Origin of the sequence: Gordonibacter massiliensis (ex Traore et al. 2017), from assembly GCF_019731765.1 — a bacterium.
In the GTDB taxonomy this organism is placed as follows: domain Bacteria; phylum Actinomycetota; class Coriobacteriia; order Coriobacteriales; family Eggerthellaceae; genus Gordonibacter; species Gordonibacter massiliensis.
In genome coordinates this window covers 143029-160710 of record NZ_JAASIO010000002.1, presented here as the reverse complement: position 1 = coordinate 160710, position 17682 = coordinate 143029, and the positions used below count along the sequence as shown (strand labels likewise).

Below are 17682 nucleotides of genomic sequence, written 5' to 3'. Positions count from 1 at the left end.
GTGAAGGAGCAGATGAAGGGCATGGCCCGTCCGTTCGCGATGCTGTTCTGCCTCGCCGCCGCGGTGGCGGTGGTGGGGCGCGTCGGCTTGGCGGTGATGGATTTGACGGGCACGATCTCCTACGACTACATCTCGGCGGCCGACGTGCCCATCTTGGACGTGGTGTGCTCGATCCTCACCGGGTCGGCGTTCGTGGCGTTCATGTTCGCGGCAGGGCTCGCGCTCGTCGTGTCGACGGCGGGGCCGGCGCTCTACGGGCTTTTGTGCGCGCGCGGCGCGGCGGGGCCGGGCAGGCCCGCATCGGCGTTTCTGTGGGGATGGGCGACGGCGTTCGTCGCGCTTTTATGCCTGCTCGTGGTGGTAAGCGGCATCTTGTCGGCCGTGCAGGTGGGTTCGATGAGCTCGAAGCTGCCCTCCGCGCCGGTGCTGGCCCTCGCGCTCGTGGGCTTCGCGGCGTTCCTCGGCACGCTTCTGGGTGCCGCGTCCATGACGGTGTGCGCGTGCTTCGCGCGGGCGCGGGACGAGGCGCGTGCCGGGTGGAACCTGGTGGTCGCCGCGCTCGCGTGCGGGTTCGTGGTCATGGTGCTCACCGTGGGCACGTTCGCGGCCCTCAACGCGGCCAGCATCCAGCTGGGCGTCGTGGGCGCGTGGCTCGCCGCCGACGTGGTCGTGAACCTGGTCATCATGTTCGGGGCGAATGCGCTGGCGAAGAAACAAGTTCGGTAGCCGACGCCGCAGAGGGGAAGGCGAGGGCCCTCCCCTCTGCGGGCGCGGACAGCGTGCGGTTCCGCTGTGCACGAAAATCACCGATGCCCCCCTTCGAGGGATCTGAAAGGATCGCCACAGCACGCGCGGTTGGTTCGGCAGGGAGCGTTTTCCCAGGTTGCGATCTGAGGCCGCAAGAAAGGGACCTCGGCCTGCGGCTGCAAGAGGGGGACATCGGTGATTTTCGTGCGCGCGGGATCCTCCGTCCCCGCTTCGCGGGGCCTCTCTGCGCCCGCTCCGCGTGCTCGGGAGTTCGACAGTCCACTGGACTGTCGAATGCTCCGCTCGCTCAGGATGACAACGCGCTGGCTTCGTAATATCAATGCTGGTTTAGCATAGAGGAGGTCTCCGAGGCGCACCGCTCTTACGTAAGAGGTTGCAACCGGCCGAGGGCGGCTTTGCGCTCGGCCTCCTTGCGCGCCTGGACGTCGGCGATGACGACGCGCCAGGTGCGGGCCAGGGCACGGCGCTGCCCGTCGTCCAGCCGGCTCCACAGCTGCGTGCGCGCGAGGGCGTCGATGGTGCGGGCGACGGCCCGCTGCTTCCGCTTTCCCTGCTCGGTGGCGGCAGCGAACACGGCCTTGCGGTCGTTCGGGCTGGCCAGGCGAACGACCCAGCCGCGCTCGGCCAGGCGGTCCACCGCACGGGCCACGGCCACGGCCGTCATCTGCAGCTGGCTCGCGACATCGCCGATGCGCAGCGGCTCGCCCACCTCGCCGAGGCGCTGCAGCACGCGGCACTCCGCAAGCGACGCGCCGCACCTCTCGCGCAAGGTCGTCTCCATCGCCCGCTTCACCAGCTCCAGCGACACGAGCGCCCGCGAGGCGGCGAAGCGTCCGGGTTCGCCGGTCGAGAGCGGCGGGTCGATGGAAGCGCCGGCCGCGATGGCCGCCTCCAGGATGGCGCGGTGGTCGGCGTCTTCGGTGGGAAAGAGCGCGTAGAGGCGCTCCACGATGGACTCGTTTGCCCGGGCCACATGGGCCGTGCCGGCCTCGGTGATGCGGGCGGTGCGCACGCGGCCGTCGGCGCCTTCGTCGCGGCGGCGCTCGGCGAACCCGGCCACCTCGAGCGCGTTCACGGCCTGCGTGACCACGTTGGGCTTGAGGTCGAGCAGCGCGCCGAGGTCCGATTGGGCGACGCCGCGCTCCCCGGCGGCCAGCAGTTTCACCAGCATGCGGTACTGCGTGACGTTGAGCGGGCTCGCGGCGGCCAGCCCGCTCTTGAGCGCGCGGTGGGTGAGGTCGAACGCGACGAAGAACGTCGAGTCGAGCTCGAGGTCCCCTTCGTCATGCGTTGGTTGTGCGGTCATGCGGCTCCTCGTCAAATGTTTCAGCGATGAAACGATAGTAGCTCTTGGCCGGTCGAAAGGGGGCGCCGCGTCCTGCGGCCGCGCAAACTCTCCACGTGCAGCGCGCGGAAGAGTCCCGCCACCACCTAACGGGCGGGCCTTTTTATTGCTCGCCACCCGGCAGCCCTGTCGCCCGAAACGGTCGGTTTTTCAGCGAAAACCGACCGTTTCGGGCGACAGGGCGCATGCGGTGGCACCCTGTTCGATGCTTCGGTCGGCCGTCGCGGCTCACCGAAAACGCCCGAAGGGGGCAGTCCCTTTTTGGGAACGTCGATGGAAGACGGGCGCCTTTTGGGCCGCTCGAGGGCTTGCGGCGCAGCCGCCTGCGGGGCGGGCGCTTGCGCTTCGCGCTTCCGCTTGCCATACTGGACGCATCGGGCGCGCGGCGCGAACCGGCCGGTTGAAGGAGGAGAACGGGAAATGGGCGCTATCACCTTGCAGCATTTCCCTTGGGCGGGCATCTGCTTCGCGGTGTTCTTGGCGGTGTGCGGTATGCTGTTGGAGCCGCGGTTCGATCGGAAGGGGACCGCCCTCGCGGCGGGCGGCTTCTTGGCGGCGATCGCATCGGCGCAGGCGGCCCTGCTGCTTTCCGGGCAGGACGAGACGCTCGTCCTCACGCTGCTGCCCCTGACCGCGTACCTCCCGGCCATCGTCGGGGTGCACGTGCTTTCGCGCGCGGGCTTCTTCCAGACGGTTGCCGTGTGGGCCGTGGGGGCCATGGCGTCCCTTGTTCTGGCGTTTCTGCAGAAGCTGCTGATGGCAGCCCCGCTGGGCCCCGCGTCCCCGACGGGCGACCTCGTCCACACGGGGTTCGTGCTGCTGGCCGCCGCCGCGCTGGCCTTCGCCGTGCTCCGATGGCTCCGTGCGCCGTTTCGCTCCGGCGCCTTGCGCGGCGACGGCGCGTGGCCTCCCGTGTGCCTGGCGGCCCTCGCGGTGTTCCTCCTGCTCTCCTATTTCGAGGCGGCTGCGGCCGATCCGACGGTGACGGCGCTGGCCTTCCTGGCCGCCGTCTCCGTCTTCGCCATCGCGGTGCGGACGCTCGCAGCGTCGGCGTCGGCACGGCGCGCGCGCGAGGCCGAGCGGGCGCTTGCGGCGCAGCTCGACGTCCAGCGCGGGGAATACGAAGGCGTGCTCGAGAAGCTGCAGGCGGGGCGCGCCTTCCGACACGACCTGCGCCACCACCTCAAGGTGCTGGAAGGCCTTGTCGGCGAAGAGGGCGGTGGGCGTGCGGCCAGCTATATCGACGGCCTCGGCGCGCAGCTTCGCGCGACCGAGCAGGAATCCTATTGCGACAACCCGGCGGCCAACGCCCTGCTGGCCTTCTACTTGGGTCAGGCGCGGGAGGCGGGGTGCGCCGTGACGGCGAGGGCCTCGATACCCGCCGCCATCCCCTTCGACGAGCTGGACGTGTGCGTGGTGCTGGGCAACGCGCTGGAGAACGCCCTGCGCGCCTGCCGGGAGATCCCGGAGGCGGACGGGCGCTCCATCGACGTCCTCGCCGTGTTCGAGGACGATCGGCTGCTCGTGTCCGTCGAGAACCCGTGCGCCGAGCCGGTGCGCTTCGGCGCGGACGGGTACCCGATCGCGCCGCAGCGGGAGGGGCACGGCGTGGGGCTCAGGAGCGTCGGGGCGGTTGCGAGGAAGTACCGCGGCCTGCTGCGCTGCTCGTGCGACGAGGGGGCGTTCCGGCTGCAGGTGGCGCTCGTCGACAGCGCAACGGAAGCGCCCGCGCCCGAGAGGAGGCGCACGTCCACGCGCCGGATGGCGCAGGGATCGCTGCCGCTCGCCTGCGTCCTGCTCTGCGTGGCCGCCGGCATACCGATGATGGCGCAGGCCTCGGAAGACGTGCTGGGGTCGGGTCCGTTCGCGCGCGTGGCCGCGTCGAGGGTGGAGGGTTTCAGGTGGGGCGACACGGGGTTTCGCGCCGTCGTGCCCCGCGTGGAGGACCTGTCCTCCGGGGCCGCAAACGAGGGGGCCGGCGAATCCGGCGCCGACGGGATCGAACCCGCCGCATCCGAGCCCGATGCCGCGGCCCAGCCGGAAGCGCCGGCCGCCTTCGAGGTGGACCCGCCCGCCTCCGGTTCGGTTTCGTGGGAGAGCGGCGGAGAAGGGGGGCAGACGGGCGATCCGGGGCTCGTCGTTCCGGTCGTGCCCAAGCCTCCCGAGGCGGCGGACCCGGACGGGCCTTCGGGCGGGGCCCTGTCCGAAGGCGTCGACGACATCAACCGCCGGATGGAGGAGTACGTCGCCACGATGCGCGACAAGTTTCTGTGGTACGCCGCGCGCAAGTACCAGGGATACGTCGGGATGGACGTAACCTATCGCGTGGTGCGCAACGACGGGGCGCTTCTGTCCATCCGCTTCGACGGCGTGCTCAACGCGGGCGGCTCGGGCGAGTACGCGCGCACGTTCACGCTGGACAAGCGCACGGGCGCGGTGCTCGAGCTGGCCGACCTGTTCGTCCCCGGCAGCGACTACGTGTCCGTCGTCAGCGCCGAGGTGCTGCGGCAGATGGTGGAGCGCGTGGACGCGGGCGAGGCCGACTACTTCGTGCCCGGCGGCATCTGGCCGGCGAGCGACTGCTTCACGACGATCGACCCCGACCAGCATTTCTACATCGACGAGCACGACCGTTTGGTCATCGCGTTCGACAAGTACGAGATCGGGCCGGGCAAGGACGGCGCGCCGGAGTTCGCCGTGCCCGCCGAGGCGCTCGCGGGCATCCTGCGCACTCCGACGCTGCTCGGGTGAGGACGCGCCGGCCGCGCGGGTGCCGAAGGGGCTGCCGCGCGGCGGAAGGCGCTGGGCGGCGCTTCGTCCCCGTTCGGGGCTCGCGTCGCGGCGATCTCGCCCGCCGCCGCTGAGCCCGAGGGCGATGCTTCCCGCGGGGTCAGCGCCGCGCCCGCCAGCGGCCGACGGCCTTCGCGAGCTCGGTCTGCACGAGCGAGAGGAACGCCAGCCCCAGCACGGCCGCCCATTGCCACGCGTTCATGGCCGCGCCCCCGAACGCCTCGCGCACGGGCGGGACGAGCAGCACGACGAGCACGAGCGCCGTGCTGGCCGCGGCGGCCCATCCGAGCCACGGGTTGCGGCCGCCTTCGCGGTCCCACACCGGGTCGGTGGTGGAGCGCTGGTTCAAGGCGCGCAGCACCTGCGAGAACGCCAGCACGCCGAACGCCATGGTGCGTCCGAGCGCGTCGCCGCCCGCCTCGCGCCCCACCACGAACGCGAACAGGGCGAAGCACGCCACGAACAGCCCTTGGAACACCACGCGGCGCGCCAGGGGCCCTTCCAGCAGCGTGCCCGCGCGCAGGGGAGGGTGCTCCATGATGTGGCGGCTCGCGGGCTCCACGCCCAACGCGAGCGCCGGCAGCGTCGCCGTGGCCAGGTTCACCCACAGTATCATGACGGCCGAGAGCGGCGCGTTCCAGTTCAGCGCCACGGCGGCCAGCAGCACCACGATCTCCGCCAGGTTGTCGGCGACCAGGAACTGCACGACCTTCTGGATGTTGCGGTGCACGCGCCGCCCCTCGCGCACCGCGTACACGATGGTGGTGAAGCGGTCGTCCAAGAGCACCATGTCGGCGGCGTCCTTCGCCACGTCGGTGCCCGTGATGCCCATGGCCACGCCGATGTCGGCGGCCTTGAGCGCGGGAGCGTCGTTCACGCCGTCGCCCGTCATGGCCGTGACCTCGCCGTCGTGCTTGAGGGCGCGCACGATGCGCAGCTTGTGGTAGGGGGACACGCGGGCGAACACGCTCGCGCGGCGCACGGCCTCGTCGAGCTGGGCGTCGTCCATGTCCTCCAGCTCTCCGCCCGTGACCACGAGGTCGCCGGGGCGGTAGATGTCCAGCTCCGCGCCGATGGCGCGGGCCGTGGCGGCGTGGTCGCCCGTTATCATGACCGTGCGCACGCCGGCCGCGCGGCACGTGTCCACGGCCGCCCGCACGTCCGGGCGCGGCGGGTCCATCATCCCGACGAGCCCCACCAGCACGAGCTCGCGCTCGATGTCCTCTTCGTCGCCCGGCACGGCGGGCAGCGCCCGCGTGGCGAACGCCAGCACGCGCAGGGCCTCGTCGGAGAGCTTGCGGGCCACGTCGAGCGCGCGGGCGCGGTCCTCCTCGGTCATCGGGCGGGGGCCGTCGTCGTCCATGACGAAGGCGCAGCGGGGCAGCAACCCGTCGAGCGCGCCCTTCACGAGCGCCACGATCTGGCCGTCGCGCTCGTGCACGGTGGCCATGCGCTTGCGGTCCGAATCGAAGGGGCGCTCGGCCAGGCGCGGATAGGCGGCGCGCAGGGCGGCCGGCTCCACGCCGATGTCGCGCGCCAGCACGAGCAGCGCGCCTTCGGTGGGATCGCCGATCACGGCGTCCGCGCGGGGCTCGGCGGATCCGCTCCCGCCTCGCGCTCGGGCCCCCGCGCTCCCGCCCGCGCCCTCCTTCGCGCCCGTGCCCGCGGCTCCGTCCTCGTCCGGGTCGGCCACCTCGATCGGCCAGCCGCACTCGTCCACGGGTCGGACGTCCTCGTCCGGGTCGGCGGCGAAGCTCGCGTCGTTGCAGAGCGCCGCCACGAACGCCAGGTCGCCGAAGAGCGCCGGATGCGCCTCGAGCGCGGCGACGGGTTCGGCCGCCGCGTCGCGGTCGAGGTCGGGGCCCAGCGCCACGCGCACGACGCTCATGCGGTTCTCGGTGAGGGTGCCCGTCTTGTCCGTGCAGATGACGGTGGCCCCGCCCAACGTCTCCACGGCGGGCAGGCGGCGCACGAGCGCCTGGTGCTTGGCCATGCGCTGCACGCCCAGCGCCATGACGATGGTGGCGGTGGCGGGTAGGCTCTCGGGGATGACGGAGATGGCCAGCGACACCGCCAGCAGAAGGAGCGGCACGAACGGCCGGCCGTAGGCGAGCCCGATGGCCACCACGGCCAGCGCCGCCGCCACGCCCACGATGGTGAGCAGCTTGCCGAACGAGGCCAGCTTGCGCTTGAGCGGGGTGTCGAGCTCCTCGTCGCCTTCCAAAAGCCCTGCGATCCGCCCGACCTCGGTGTCCATGCCCGTGGCCACCACCACGCCCCGGCCGCGCCCGCCCGTGACGATGGCGGTGGCGAAGGCCATGTCGGCGCGGTCGCCCAGAGGGGCGCCGGGCGCGACGAGCGCGTCCGCGTCCTTCTCCGAGGGCACGGACTCGCCGGTGAGCGAGGCCTCCTGCGTCCGCAGGCTGGCCGTGTCCAGCAGGCGCAGGTCGGCGGGCACCATGCTGCCGTCGTCCAGCAGCACCACGTCGCCGACCACCAGGTCGCGCGCCGCCACGACCTCCTCCGCGCCGTCGCGCACGACGCGGGCCGTGGGCGCGCTCATGCTGCGCAGGGCCTCGAGCGACGACTGCGCCCGGCTCTCCTGCACGATGCCGATGACGGCGTTCACCACCACGATGGCGAAGATGATGCCCGCCTCGGCCCACTCCTGCAGAAGCGCCGAGAGCACGGCCGCCACCACGAGGATGAGCACCATGGGATCGCCCAGCTGCTCGCGCGCCATGGCCCCGAGCGACTTGGGAGGCTTCGAGGCCAGCTCGTTGGGGCCGTTCTGGGCCAGGCGTCGGCGCGCTTCGGCGGCCGAGATGCCGTCCGGAGCGGATTCGAGGGCCGCAAGCGCGTCGTCGACGGGCTTGGCGTGCCAGGGGACGGCTTCCGCGCGGGGCGCTTCGGCATGCGGCGAATCGGTTCGAGAGCTCATGGGACGGTTCCTTTCGGGGTCGGGCGGGGAAGGGGCGGCGCGGCGCACACGCTGAGGCCCACGATACCTCGCACCGGGCGGCGTCCTCCAAACCGTGAAGGCCCGGTAGCGAAGCCATTACGCGCCGCGCGGCGCCAGCCGGAGGCGCCCCGGCTGGCGCCGCGCGGGATCCTTCGACTCCGGCGGCTCGCGCCGCTCATCGCTTCGCGACGCCTCCCTGCGCCCGCTCCGCGTGCTCGGGAGTGCAACAGTCCGCTGGACTGTTGCATGCTCAGGATGACAATCTGAGCGGGTGCATGTCGATGGTGGTTTAGCAGCAGATCGCCGGATTGCCCGCTCGGGCGACTCGGCCGCGCGTTCAGAGGTGGGCTTCTTGGGTTAGAATGGCCCCATCGACTCCGAAAGGACCCGCTATGGAACGCACGCTCCACCTTGAGAACCTGCCGCGCACCATCGAGCTCGAGCGCGACGGCGACGGTCGCGCGCGCCTCGTCTACATCGACCAGCGCCGCCTTCCCGACGAGCTCGTCTTCGAGCGCACGGGGGATTGGCGCGCGGTGGTGGACGCCGTCAAGGCGCTCGCCGTGCGCGGGGCGCCCGCCCTCGGCATCGCCGGCGCGGCCGCCGTGGCGTTGTGGGCGGGCAACGCGGGCACCGCCCGCGCCGTCGCGCGCGGGTGCGCCGGAGCGGGGGAGTTCTTCCTGGAGGAGCTCGAGCCCGTGGCCGCCGAGACGGCCGACGCCCGCCCCACCGCCGTGAACCTCGCTTGGGGCGTGCGGCGAGCGGTGGCGCTGGCCCGCGACCTCGTGGCATCCGGCGCCGCCCCCGGCGAGGCGGCCGACGCGCTTTACGACGAGGTCAAGCGCATGGAGGCCGAGGACGAGGCGGTGAACCGCGCCATCGGCGATCGCGGCGCTGAGCTGATCGCGCCGGGCAGCCGCATACTCACGCACTGCAACGCGGGAAGCCTGGGCACCGCGTTCTTCGGCACGGCGCTCGGCATCGTGTACGCGGCGGCCGCGCAGGGCAAGGTCGAGCGGGTGTTCGCCGACGAGACGCGCCCGGTGGGGCAGGGCGCGCGGCTCACGGCCTGGGAGCTGTCGCGCGCCGGCGTGCCGTGCACGCTCATCTGCGACGACATGGCCGCCAGCCTCATGGCGGCGGGCGGGGTGGACGCCGTGCTCGTGGGGGCCGACCGCATCGCGGCCAACGGGGACGTGGCCAACAAGATCGGCACGTACGGCGTGGCCGTGCTCGCCCGGCACCACGGCATCCCGTTCTACGTCGCCGCGCCCACCTCGACTATCGACCTCTCGCTGGCGTGCGGCGAGCAGATACCCATCGAGGAGCGCGACCCGCGCGAGGTGCTGCCCCGTCCCATCGCCGGCGTGGACGTGTGGAACCCGGCTTTCGACGTGACGCCCGCCGCCCTCGTCGACCGCATCGTCACCGAGAAGGGCGCCTTCGCGCCGGGCGAGCTCGAACAGGCCCTTTCGAGCGTTCGCGCGTGATGCTACACTGAACGGGAAGGCTTAGGGGCGCGGCCGCACGCCGCGCGGAACGGAAGGAAGCCTCATGCGCATCATCTACCGCGAGGACCAGGAGCAGCGCGAGCACGGGACGCTGGCCGACGACGCCGCCTTCTCCGACGAGAGCGAGGGCCGTGCCCGATCGACCGAGCCCGACATCCTGCGCAACGACTACCAGCGCGACCGCGACAAGATCCTGCACACGAAGTCGTTCCGCCGCCTGTCGCACAAAACGCAGGTGTTCCTGGCCGCCGAGGGCGACCACTTCCGCACCCGGCTCACCCATACGCTCGAGGTCGCGCAGATCGCGCGCACCATCGCCCGCGCCCTCGGGTTGAACGAGGACCTCACCGAGGCCATCTCGCTCGGCCACGATTTGGGGCACACGCCGTTCGGCCACACGGGCGAGGAGGCGCTCGCCCAGAGCCTGGCGCGCCACAAGGGGGTCGACCCAACCTCGCGCGAGGCGGCCGCGCTCTACCGGCACAACGAGCAGAGCCTGCGCGTGGTGGAGCTCATCGAGAACGGCGGCAAGGGCCTGAACCTCACGCCCGAGGTGCGCGACGGCATCCTGTGCCATACGGGCGATTTGCGCGCCGAGACGCTCGAGGGGCGCATCGTGGGCACGGCCGACCGCATCGCCTACGTGAACCACGACATCGACGACGCCATACGCGCGGGCATCCTGTCCGAGTCCGACCTGCCCGACACGACGCACGCCGTGCTGGGCCCTGACCACTCCTCGCGCATCCAGACGCTCGTCATGGACATGGTGGAGACGTCGGCCGCATGCGACGACATCCGCATGAGCGACCCGGTGTGGAACGCCATGATGGAGCTGAGGTCCTTCCTGTTCGCCCGCGTGTACACGGCCCCCGTCGTCATGGCGGAGGTGGACAAGGCAACCCGCCTCGTGGGCAGCCTGTTCGACTACTACGTCGCGCATATCGGCGAGGTGCCCGAGGAGTACCGCGCCATCGCCGAGGGCGACGATTTGCGCGCCGTGAGCGACTACGTGGCCGGCATGACCGACCGCTACGCCAAGAACCTCTTCCAACAGCTGTTCATCCCGCATTCGCTGCACTACTAGGTTCCGGCGGCCTGCCGGCCGCCGGAACTGCCCGACGCTGCGAAGCCCCCTCGCGCCGATCCTCGGCCCTTTCTCGCTTGCCCTCGCGTGCGGAAGCACGCTCGGCCGCGAGACGGGCCGATTATCGGCGCGAGGGGGCTTCTCGCTGACTTACTACGCCAACCTGGGCGGCTGTTTTCGCGCTGGCGCGCGAACGGGCGCTCTGGAGAGCGCCCCTACGGCAACCCGCACGGCTGTTTTCGCGCTGCGCGCGAAGCGCGGGCCGCTTCGCTTCCGTGCGGTCGACCTGGGTTGCGGCGTTCGTGCCGGATGGCGCGCGGTTCGTGACGCCCCCTTTCCCGCGTGCCGCGCCGTGCGGGCGGCGCACGGTATCATGAGGTCGTCTGCACCGAAAGCGAAGGGGTTTCGCCATGAAGAGCCGTTTCCTGTCCTGCCTGTTGTCCCTTGTGCTCGCGCTCGGCCTCGCGCCGCGGTTCGCGTTCGCGGCCGACGACGTCGAAGCCGGCGGCGCGGCTGCGCCTGCGTTCGACGCGTCGAGCGGAAACTACGTCGAGGGCGAGGCCCTCGTCGTCTACCATGCGGGGTCGGTGCCGGAAAACGCCTTGCGCTCGCGCTCCGACGAGCCGTCGCCTCTGGTCGACGCTGGCTTCTCGCTCGAGGAATCGTGGGATGTGAGCGCCGCCGACGAGGCGGCTCCCGCGCCCGCCAACGCGATCTCGCCGCTCTCGGGCGACGACGCTCCCGCTTCCGCCTTGGAGGACTCCTACGAGGGCGAGATCGGCGGATCCGACGTGCGCGTGGCGCTCGTGACGAAGGAGGGCTCGACGACGGCCCAGCTCGTCGAGGAGCTGTCCGCGCTTGAGTGCGTGGAAGCCGTCCAGCCGAACTACGTGGTGGAGCCGACGTCGCTTCCTTCTCCGGACGACCCTCTGTACACCGGCGGCTTGCAGCAGAGCCTTTCGGGTCCGAGTTCCGAAAGCGGCGCGGTCGACGCGAGCATCGGCTACGAGACGGCCCTCGCGCAGGACAATGCCTCGGGGTCCGACAACGTGGTGGCCGTCATCGACACAGGCGTCGATTACCTGAACCCCGACCTCGCGGCAGCCATGTGGCACAATCCCGGAAACATCGGTTTGCCGGGCGATGTGGGCTACGACTTCGGCAACCGGGACGACGATCCCATGCCGGACGACGCCCTCGAGTCTTCCCACGGCACCCACTGCGCGGGCATCATCGCAGCCAGCTCGAACAACGGTGCCGGCATCGCCGGCATCGCCCAGCACACGAAGATCATGGCACTCGAAGTCAGCACTCAAGGAGGCGGCAGCATACTCTTATCGGCGGTCGCCGGCGCCTACGACTACCTTATCAAGGCAAGGCTCGCGGGCGTGAACGTGGTTGCCGCCAACAACTCGTGGGCAGCCAACGGTGCGTCGTTCCCCGTCCTGGACTACCTGGTGAACCAGGCGGGCAAGGCGGGGGTCCTCTCGGTGTTCGGAGCGGGCAACGACGGCAAGGACGTTGGGGGCATTGTGAGTCTCACCTCAACGTTGAACAGCCCCTATGCCGTTGTGGTCGCCGCCACCAACGAGGCGAACGCGCTCGCGGCGTTCAGCAGCTACAGCGCCACCGCCGTGGACGTGGCGGCGCCGGGCACCCATATCGTGTCGACGGTCAAACGGGGCGGCGCTATGGAGGTGTTCCAACCCTTGTACTCGAATCGGTGCGGCGGGGAGCTCGTCTACTACGAGGGCTTCGAGACCCTGCCCGAGGGCCTGACCGGTGTGCTGTACGGCTACGATGACGAGCAGAAGACGTTCGTCAAGCTGCCCGATGCCGATCAGGGACGGCTGACGCTCGCGCCTTCTTCCACCAGCAGCGGCACGCATGCGCTCAAGGCCAGCATCAACGCGGGCGCGCTTTCGAAAGCGTATTCTATCTACCGAATCGATGTGGCATGGCCGGCGGTGAACCCCTTCAAGGATCTTGATCCCTCTGATCCGGGCGCCTACCGCTGCGCCGTCACGCCCTTTATCGACATGGCGGACGGGCTGGGCGGCGGGTGTGCCCAAATCGAAACCTACGTCTCGGTGAAGGGAGGCGAGGGAGAGCTTGCCGAGCACGACAGCGGCAGCGTGGCGACGCTCGACTACCGCATCGCCAACGCCTGCCCGTTCTCGTCGCTCGACACGACCGGCGAGAGCCTGACCATGGGCTTCACCATAGCCCTCGTGGCTCCGACGGGCCAGCCTGCGACGGTGTCGGGGTATTGCGCCGGTTTCGGCATCGGGCGCGCCGACCAAGCGGTGCCTTACGCCGACATGCAGGGCACGTCCATGGCGGGGCCCGCCGTCACCGGCGCGGTCGCCGAGCTGGCGGCGCTGTACCCGAGCGCCACGCCGCTCGATTTGCGCGGGCGCGTGGTTGGCGGCACCGAGCCCTTGGCAACCGAGGCCGACCGGGCGAAGATCGCCTCGGGCGGGCGCTTCACGTTCCAAGCGGCGCTCGACGACGCGAGCGTGAGCGCCAACACGTGGTCGGCCTCGTGCGAGGGGGCGCGCGTCACGGTGCACGGCCGGGGGCTGGCCGACGCCGAACTGCTCTTCGACGGCGCTCCGGTGGCTCTGACGGCTCAGAGCGATTCCGCCGTATCCTTCGACGTGCCGGAGACTTCCCTCGACGGCGCGCGCCATCGCTTCGACGTGGTCGACGCCTCCACCGGACGTGCACACAAGGCCGCCTACGCGTTGCCGAAAGCCGGCGCGACCTCGCTTCTGGAGCGGGTGGGCGGCCTGCCCGAGGGCATCGGCGGATCGGGCTCGCTGGTGGCCGCGACGGATCGTTTGTTCTACGCCTCGCCCCTCGGCGACTACCTGTTCGTCTGCGACGATCCGGCGGCGGACGCGCCGCAGTGGCGCAGGCTCGCCGATCCTGTCGTCCCTTTTAGGGGACCGGGCTCAGTCGCGCGCGGAGGCATGATCCAATACGGCTACGTGGACGGCAAGCTCTACGGGTTCTGCACCGAATTGGGGGGAACGGACGAGGCCCGCACCCTCGAGGTGTGGTGCATGTCCTACGACATCGCCTCAAACGCCTGGGCTGCTCCCGTCTTGGCCGGGTCGTTCGACGCCGGTTCGGCGAGCGACACGTTCTCTCAGTTTCTCAGCTCCGCCTTCTGGAACGGGAGAGCCTACGCGGCGATGTACTTCCTCCGCAATTCGGGGAAACCCGACCAGTTCGCGGATCAAAGACTGTGGGCATTCGACCCTCGAAGCGGCGCTGTCGATCCGGTGGAGCTCGATCCGTCGTTCCCCTACGCGATCGTTTCCCTGATGGGAGCCGACCGACTGTACCTGCTCGGTTTGGGGGCAACGACTCAAGTGGAGCTTGTCGCCTACGACGGATCCGCGTTTTCGGAGGCCCGCGCGGTCGAAGGGCTCCAGTTCACGAACGTCCTCAGGACGTGCGTGTCCGCGCCGGTGGGCAACGGGGCGGTGCTCATCGACCAGACCGGCCATCTCGCGCCTTCGTTGACGGGCGACGCGTTTTTGCTCGACGCTTCGGCCGCGAGGATCGACAGTCTGGGGACGCTTTTCGGCGACGGCTCGGCGGGGCTGATCGCGTCGTCGGCCGCCATGCTGGGCGGCAGGCTGTACGTGACGGCTCAAGACGGCGAGGCGGCGACGGCGCGGGAAGGCGGCTCCGACTCCTACGGCGCGCTGTACCGCGCGTCCCAAAGCGTGTCGGACGCGTTGGGCTCGACCGAGCGCATCGTGTCGGCTGCGGCGGCGTCGGGGGGCACCGCGGCGGTGTCCGATTGGCGCGGAACGGCGCGCTCGTCGCTCGCGATGCTCAGGAGCGACACCGCCACGTGGACGGCGACGCCCGCGCCCGGCCACGCGTTCTCGGGGTGGTACGATGCGGAAGGAAACCTCGTGTCGTCGGCGTCGTCCTACAGCGCGCCCGTCCTGTCCGACACCGCGCTCGAGGCGCGCTTCGCCAAGCAGCCGACAAGCGGCGGGGGAGGCGGCGCCGAACCTAAGGAGCTCGCGAGCACGGGCGACGGTTTGGGCGCGCTCGCTGCCGCGCTGGCCGCGTGCGCGGCGGTCGGCCTTGCCGCCGCCGTGCGAACCCGCCGCAAGGGCGCCGCACGCGCGGAGCGATAAGGACGCGCGCCCGGCGCGCCTCGGCGCCGCGCAGGGCATTGCGCGCATGCGGGAAACTTGTATAATCGGATGGCTGTGCTTTCCGGGGACCACATACGCCAATCGTTTTCCGCCGCGCTGCCCATCATGCTGGGCTACGTGGCCATCGGTGTGCCCTGCGGCATCCTGTGCGCTTCCATCGGGTTGAACGGGCTGCAGGTGTTCCTGCTCTCGGCGCTGTTCTATTCGGGCGCGGGGCAGTTCATGATCCCGAACATGTGGCTTGCGGGCTCCCCGCTCGCGTCCATCATCGCCAGCGTCTCGCTCGTGAACACGCGTCAGATGCTGTACTCCGCCTCGTTCGCGCCCGCGTGCAAGGGCGTGAGGAAGCGCCTGGCGTTTTTGTTCTCCGCCACCGTGACCGACGAGAGCTACGGCGTGAACACGGCCAGGTTCGAGGCGGGCGATTGGTCGGTGGGCCGCGCCACGCTGGTGAACCTGTTCTCCCAGAGCTCCTGGGCGCTCTCGAACGTCGTGGGCGTGCTCGTGGGCAACGCCGTCGGCGTGCCGCTGGCCATCGCGTCGTTCGCCATGACCTCCATCTTCATCTGCCTGCTGGTCACGCAGAAGGCCACGGCGGCGAACCTCGTGGCCGCCGCCGTGGCCGCCGCGGGCGTGTTCGCGTGCAAGGCGGCGGGGCTGGGCGGGCCCGCCATCCTGGTGGGGGCGCTCGCGGGCGTCGCGGCGGCGCTCGCGTTCGCCTGGGCGAAGGAGCGCGCCTGATGGAGGCTATGGGCTGGGGCGACTTCCTCGTGGTGCTGGTATGCTGCGCCGTCACGATGCTCGTGTGCCGCGCAGTGCCGCTGTTCGCGCTCAAGGGAAGGCAGTTGCCCGAGGGCGTGGAGCGGGCGCTCGGATTCATCCCGCCGGCCGCTTTCGCGGCGTTGGTGGCGAACGACCTGCTCTCGCCCGGCATGTTCGACGCGGGCCTTTGGCCGGCCGCGGCGCCGCTCGTCGCCGCCGGCGCGGTGGCGCTCGTGGCGTGGAAGACGAAGTCGCTGCTCTGGTGCGCCGTGTCCGGCGTGGCCGTCTACGCGCTGCTCACGCTCGTGCGGTAGTGCGACAGACCCCGGGTCTTCGGCCGATATCGCCGCAGCCGGCGGGTGAGCGGGGGTGGCGGACGGAGCGAAGAGGCCGGCCCGCCTCGCGCAGCCGAAGCGGGCGCGCGTTCGCGGCTCGTTCGCTCGGGCATGCGATCCCGGCATCCCGGGGTGGCTCGCGGCGCGCAACGATGAGCGTTGGGCGCGTCGAATTTGGGTTTTGCATGGAAAGCGGCGGGGTTTGAGAAAAATTGCAGGAAGGTGTCGCTTTTTTCCTTGCGCCGACGGGTATGGGGCAGTATACTGTCCAATTGTGTCTTTCCACAGAACACGCTACGAGATCCATTTTGAACGCATAGAAGGATAACGAACATGGACATCATTCGCGCCATCGAACAGCAGCAGATCAAGCAGGACCTCCCCGACTTCAACGTGGGCGACAACGTGAAGGTCCACTACCGCATCGTCGAGGGCAACCGCGAGCGCGTCCAGGTGTTCCAGGGCGACGTCATCCGCCGTCACGGCGCTTCGAGCCGCGAGACGTTCACGGTGCGCAAGGTCAGCTTCTCCATCGGCGTGGAGCGCACGTTCCCCGTGCATTCCCCGAAGATCGAGAAGATCGAGGTCGTGCGCCAGGGCGACGTCCGCCGCGCCAAGCTCTACTACCTGCGCGACAAGGTCGGCAAGGCTGCCAAGATCAAAGAGAAGTCTTACCGCTAGTAGGTTCCGGCGGCCTACGGCCGCCGGAACGACTCGACGCTGCGAAGCCCCCTCGCGCCGATCCTCGTCCCTTTCTCGCTTGCCCTCGCGTACCAAAGTACGCTCGGTCGCGAGACGGGTCGATTATCGGCGCGAGGGGGCTTCTCGCTGTCTTGCTAGCGCCAACCTGGGCGATGGTTATGCGGCCTTCGGCCGCATGGGCGGGACGCTTCGCTTCCGCCCGTTCAATCCGCGCGTCCGTTATGCGGCCTTCGGCCGCATGGCAGGCGTCGCTGCGCTCGCCTGCAGGGGGCGACCTGCGCGGTTGTTTTCGCGCTGCGCGCGAACTGCTATCATGGGGCGAGACGAGAAGGTGCGTCGCGGCCGCGGGGGCGGCCGCGCGAATGCGAGAGGGAGCGTGCGGAGCCCATGGGTTTGACGGTCGCCGAGATCAAACGCCGCCTGCAAGAGGCGGACGAGCGCGAGTTCGCCGTGCTCGAACGGTCCCTCGTGGCGGACGCGCGCAAGGGCGTGCGCGATGCCGTGGAGGTGGCGCGCCGCCGCATCGAGGCCGAGCGCGCCGAGCGCGAGCGCTTGGCGGCGCTCTACGCGTACGAACGGGAGCTGGCGCAGGGCCGCGGCGCGGGCGTGTGCGTGGGCCTCGACGAGGTGGGCCGCGGACCCCTCGCGGGACCCCTCGCGGTGGGCGCCGTGGTGCTCCCCCTCGAACCCGCCGTGGACGGCCTCAACGATTCCAAGCAGCTCAAACCCGAGGTGCGCGAGCGCATCGCGCTCGAGGTCAAGCGAGTGGCCGTGGCGTGGTGCGTCGAGTACGTGGAGGCGGCCGACATCGATGCGGCGGGCATGACGGCGTCGCTCGTCACGGCTTTCAGGCGCGCCGTGGCGCGCATCGAGGCGGCCGGCGTGCGGCCCGACGTCGTCCTGCTCGACGGCAACCCGCTGCGCCTCGACGAGCGCGAGGTCAACGTGGTCAAGGGGGACGCGCGCTGCGCCTCCATCGCCGCGGCCTCCGTCGTGGCGAAAGTGGAGCGCGACGCGCTCATGTGCCGCTACGCGCAGGAGTACCCCGAATACGGTTTCGACGCCTGCAAGGGGTACGCGAGCCCGGCGCACATCGAGGCCATCAAGCGCTACGGCCTCACGCCCATCCATCGCATCTCGTTCTGCACCGCCTTCACGCAGCCCGCCTTGTTCTAAGGCTCCTCCGCCGTCCGACCCGCGCAGCCGCATGCGCTTCGAACCCCGTCCCAACCG

At 70.6% G+C, this 17682-nt stretch carries 11 protein-coding genes; 9 read left to right on the top strand and 2 right to left on the bottom strand.

The annotated features are described in order from the left end of the window. Entirely contained in the window at positions 1 to 726 is a 726-nt protein-coding gene (locus HCH03_RS04575; protein WP_221688546.1) for a hypothetical protein, read from the top strand. A 403-nt stretch (positions 727 to 1129) separates the two neighbouring features. Here HCH03_RS04575 and HCH03_RS04570 read toward each other — a convergent pair whose 3' ends face one another. Continuing rightward, positions 1130 to 2074, bottom strand: coding sequence for a MarR family winged helix-turn-helix transcriptional regulator (locus tag HCH03_RS04570; protein WP_221688545.1), 945 nt, complete (start codon positions 2072 to 2074; stop codon positions 1130 to 1132). 459 nt (positions 2075 to 2533) lie between these two features. On the opposite strand from HCH03_RS04570, the gene HCH03_RS04565 reads away from it, so the two are divergent. Beyond that, on the top strand, positions 2534 to 4864 hold the full coding sequence (locus HCH03_RS04565; RefSeq protein WP_221688544.1) for a GHKL domain-containing protein: 2331 nt from the start codon (positions 2534 to 2536) through the stop codon (positions 4862 to 4864). Positions 4865 to 5003: 139 nt separating this feature from the next. Here the strand turns inward: HCH03_RS04565 and HCH03_RS04560 are convergent, their stop codons facing one another. Next, on the bottom strand, positions 5004 to 7844 hold the full coding sequence (locus HCH03_RS04560; RefSeq protein WP_221688543.1) for a cation-translocating P-type ATPase: 2841 nt from the start codon (positions 7842 to 7844) through the stop codon (positions 5004 to 5006). A gap of 413 nt (positions 7845 to 8257) precedes the next feature. On the opposite strand from HCH03_RS04560, the gene mtnA reads away from it, so the two are divergent. The 7 genes from mtnA to HCH03_RS04525 all read left to right on the top strand — a co-directional run bounded on the left by mtnA (position 8258) and on the right by HCH03_RS04525 (position 17625). After that, positions 8258 to 9355, top strand: coding sequence for an S-methyl-5-thioribose-1-phosphate isomerase (gene mtnA / locus HCH03_RS04555; RefSeq protein WP_080142918.1), 1098 nt, complete (start codon positions 8258 to 8260; stop codon positions 9353 to 9355). 64 nt (positions 9356 to 9419) lie between these two features. Continuing rightward, positions 9420 to 10463, top strand: coding sequence for a deoxyguanosinetriphosphate triphosphohydrolase (locus tag HCH03_RS04550; RefSeq protein WP_080142919.1), 1044 nt, complete (start codon positions 9420 to 9422; stop codon positions 10461 to 10463). A 410-nt stretch (positions 10464 to 10873) separates the two neighbouring features. Next, positions 10874 to 14629, top strand: coding sequence for a S8 family serine peptidase (locus HCH03_RS04545; RefSeq protein ID WP_221688542.1), 3756 nt, complete (start codon positions 10874 to 10876; stop codon positions 14627 to 14629). Between the two features lie 69 nt (positions 14630 to 14698). After that, complete coding sequence (locus HCH03_RS04540) at positions 14699 to 15391, top strand: AzlC family ABC transporter permease (protein WP_185905450.1); 693 nt, start codon at positions 14699 to 14701, stop codon at positions 15389 to 15391. Then, on the top strand, positions 15391 to 15726 hold the full coding sequence (locus HCH03_RS04535; protein ID WP_221688541.1) for an AzlD domain-containing protein: 336 nt from the start codon (positions 15391 to 15393) through the stop codon (positions 15724 to 15726). Before HCH03_RS04540 ends, HCH03_RS04535 begins: the two co-directional genes overlap by 1 nt. A 354-nt stretch (positions 15727 to 16080) precedes the next feature. Then, positions 16081 to 16428 (top strand): 50S ribosomal protein L19, encoded by a 348-nt coding sequence (gene rplS / locus HCH03_RS04530; protein WP_185905448.1) that lies wholly within the window; start codon positions 16081 to 16083, stop codon positions 16426 to 16428. Positions 16429 to 16836: 408 nt separating this feature from the next. Then, entirely contained in the window at positions 16837 to 17625 is a 789-nt protein-coding gene (locus tag HCH03_RS04525) for a ribonuclease HII (protein ID WP_221688540.1), read from the top strand. Positions 17626 to 17682 lie beyond the last annotated feature (57 nt).

Bases quoted from the DNA above. Each gene is read 5' to 3' on its own strand.
- HCH03_RS04550 (WP_080142919.1), top strand. From the start codon at position 9,420: ATGCGCATCATCTACCGCGAGGACCAGGAGCAGCGCGAGCACGGGACG.
- HCH03_RS04560 (WP_221688543.1), bottom strand. From the start codon at position 7,844: ATGAGCTCTCGAACCGATTCGCCGCATGCCGAAGCGCCCCGCGCGGAA.
- HCH03_RS04565 (WP_221688544.1), top strand. From the start codon at position 2,534: ATGGGCGCTATCACCTTGCAGCATTTCCCTTGGGCGGGCATCTGCTTC.
- HCH03_RS04535 (WP_221688541.1), top strand. From the start codon at position 15,391: ATGGAGGCTATGGGCTGGGGCGACTTCCTCGTGGTGCTGGTATGCTGC.
- HCH03_RS04570 (WP_221688545.1), bottom strand. From the start codon at position 2,074: ATGACCGCACAACCAACGCATGACGAAGGGGACCTCGAGCTCGACTCG.
- HCH03_RS04540 (WP_185905450.1), top strand. From the start codon at position 14,699: ATGGCTGTGCTTTCCGGGGACCACATACGCCAATCGTTTTCCGCCGCG.
- HCH03_RS04525 (WP_221688540.1), top strand. From the start codon at position 16,837: ATGGGTTTGACGGTCGCCGAGATCAAACGCCGCCTGCAAGAGGCGGAC.
- mtnA (WP_080142918.1), top strand. From the start codon at position 8,258: ATGGAACGCACGCTCCACCTTGAGAACCTGCCGCGCACCATCGAGCTC.
- rplS (WP_185905448.1), top strand. From the start codon at position 16,081: ATGGACATCATTCGCGCCATCGAACAGCAGCAGATCAAGCAGGACCTC.
- HCH03_RS04545 (WP_221688542.1), top strand. From the start codon at position 10,874: ATGAAGAGCCGTTTCCTGTCCTGCCTGTTGTCCCTTGTGCTCGCGCTC.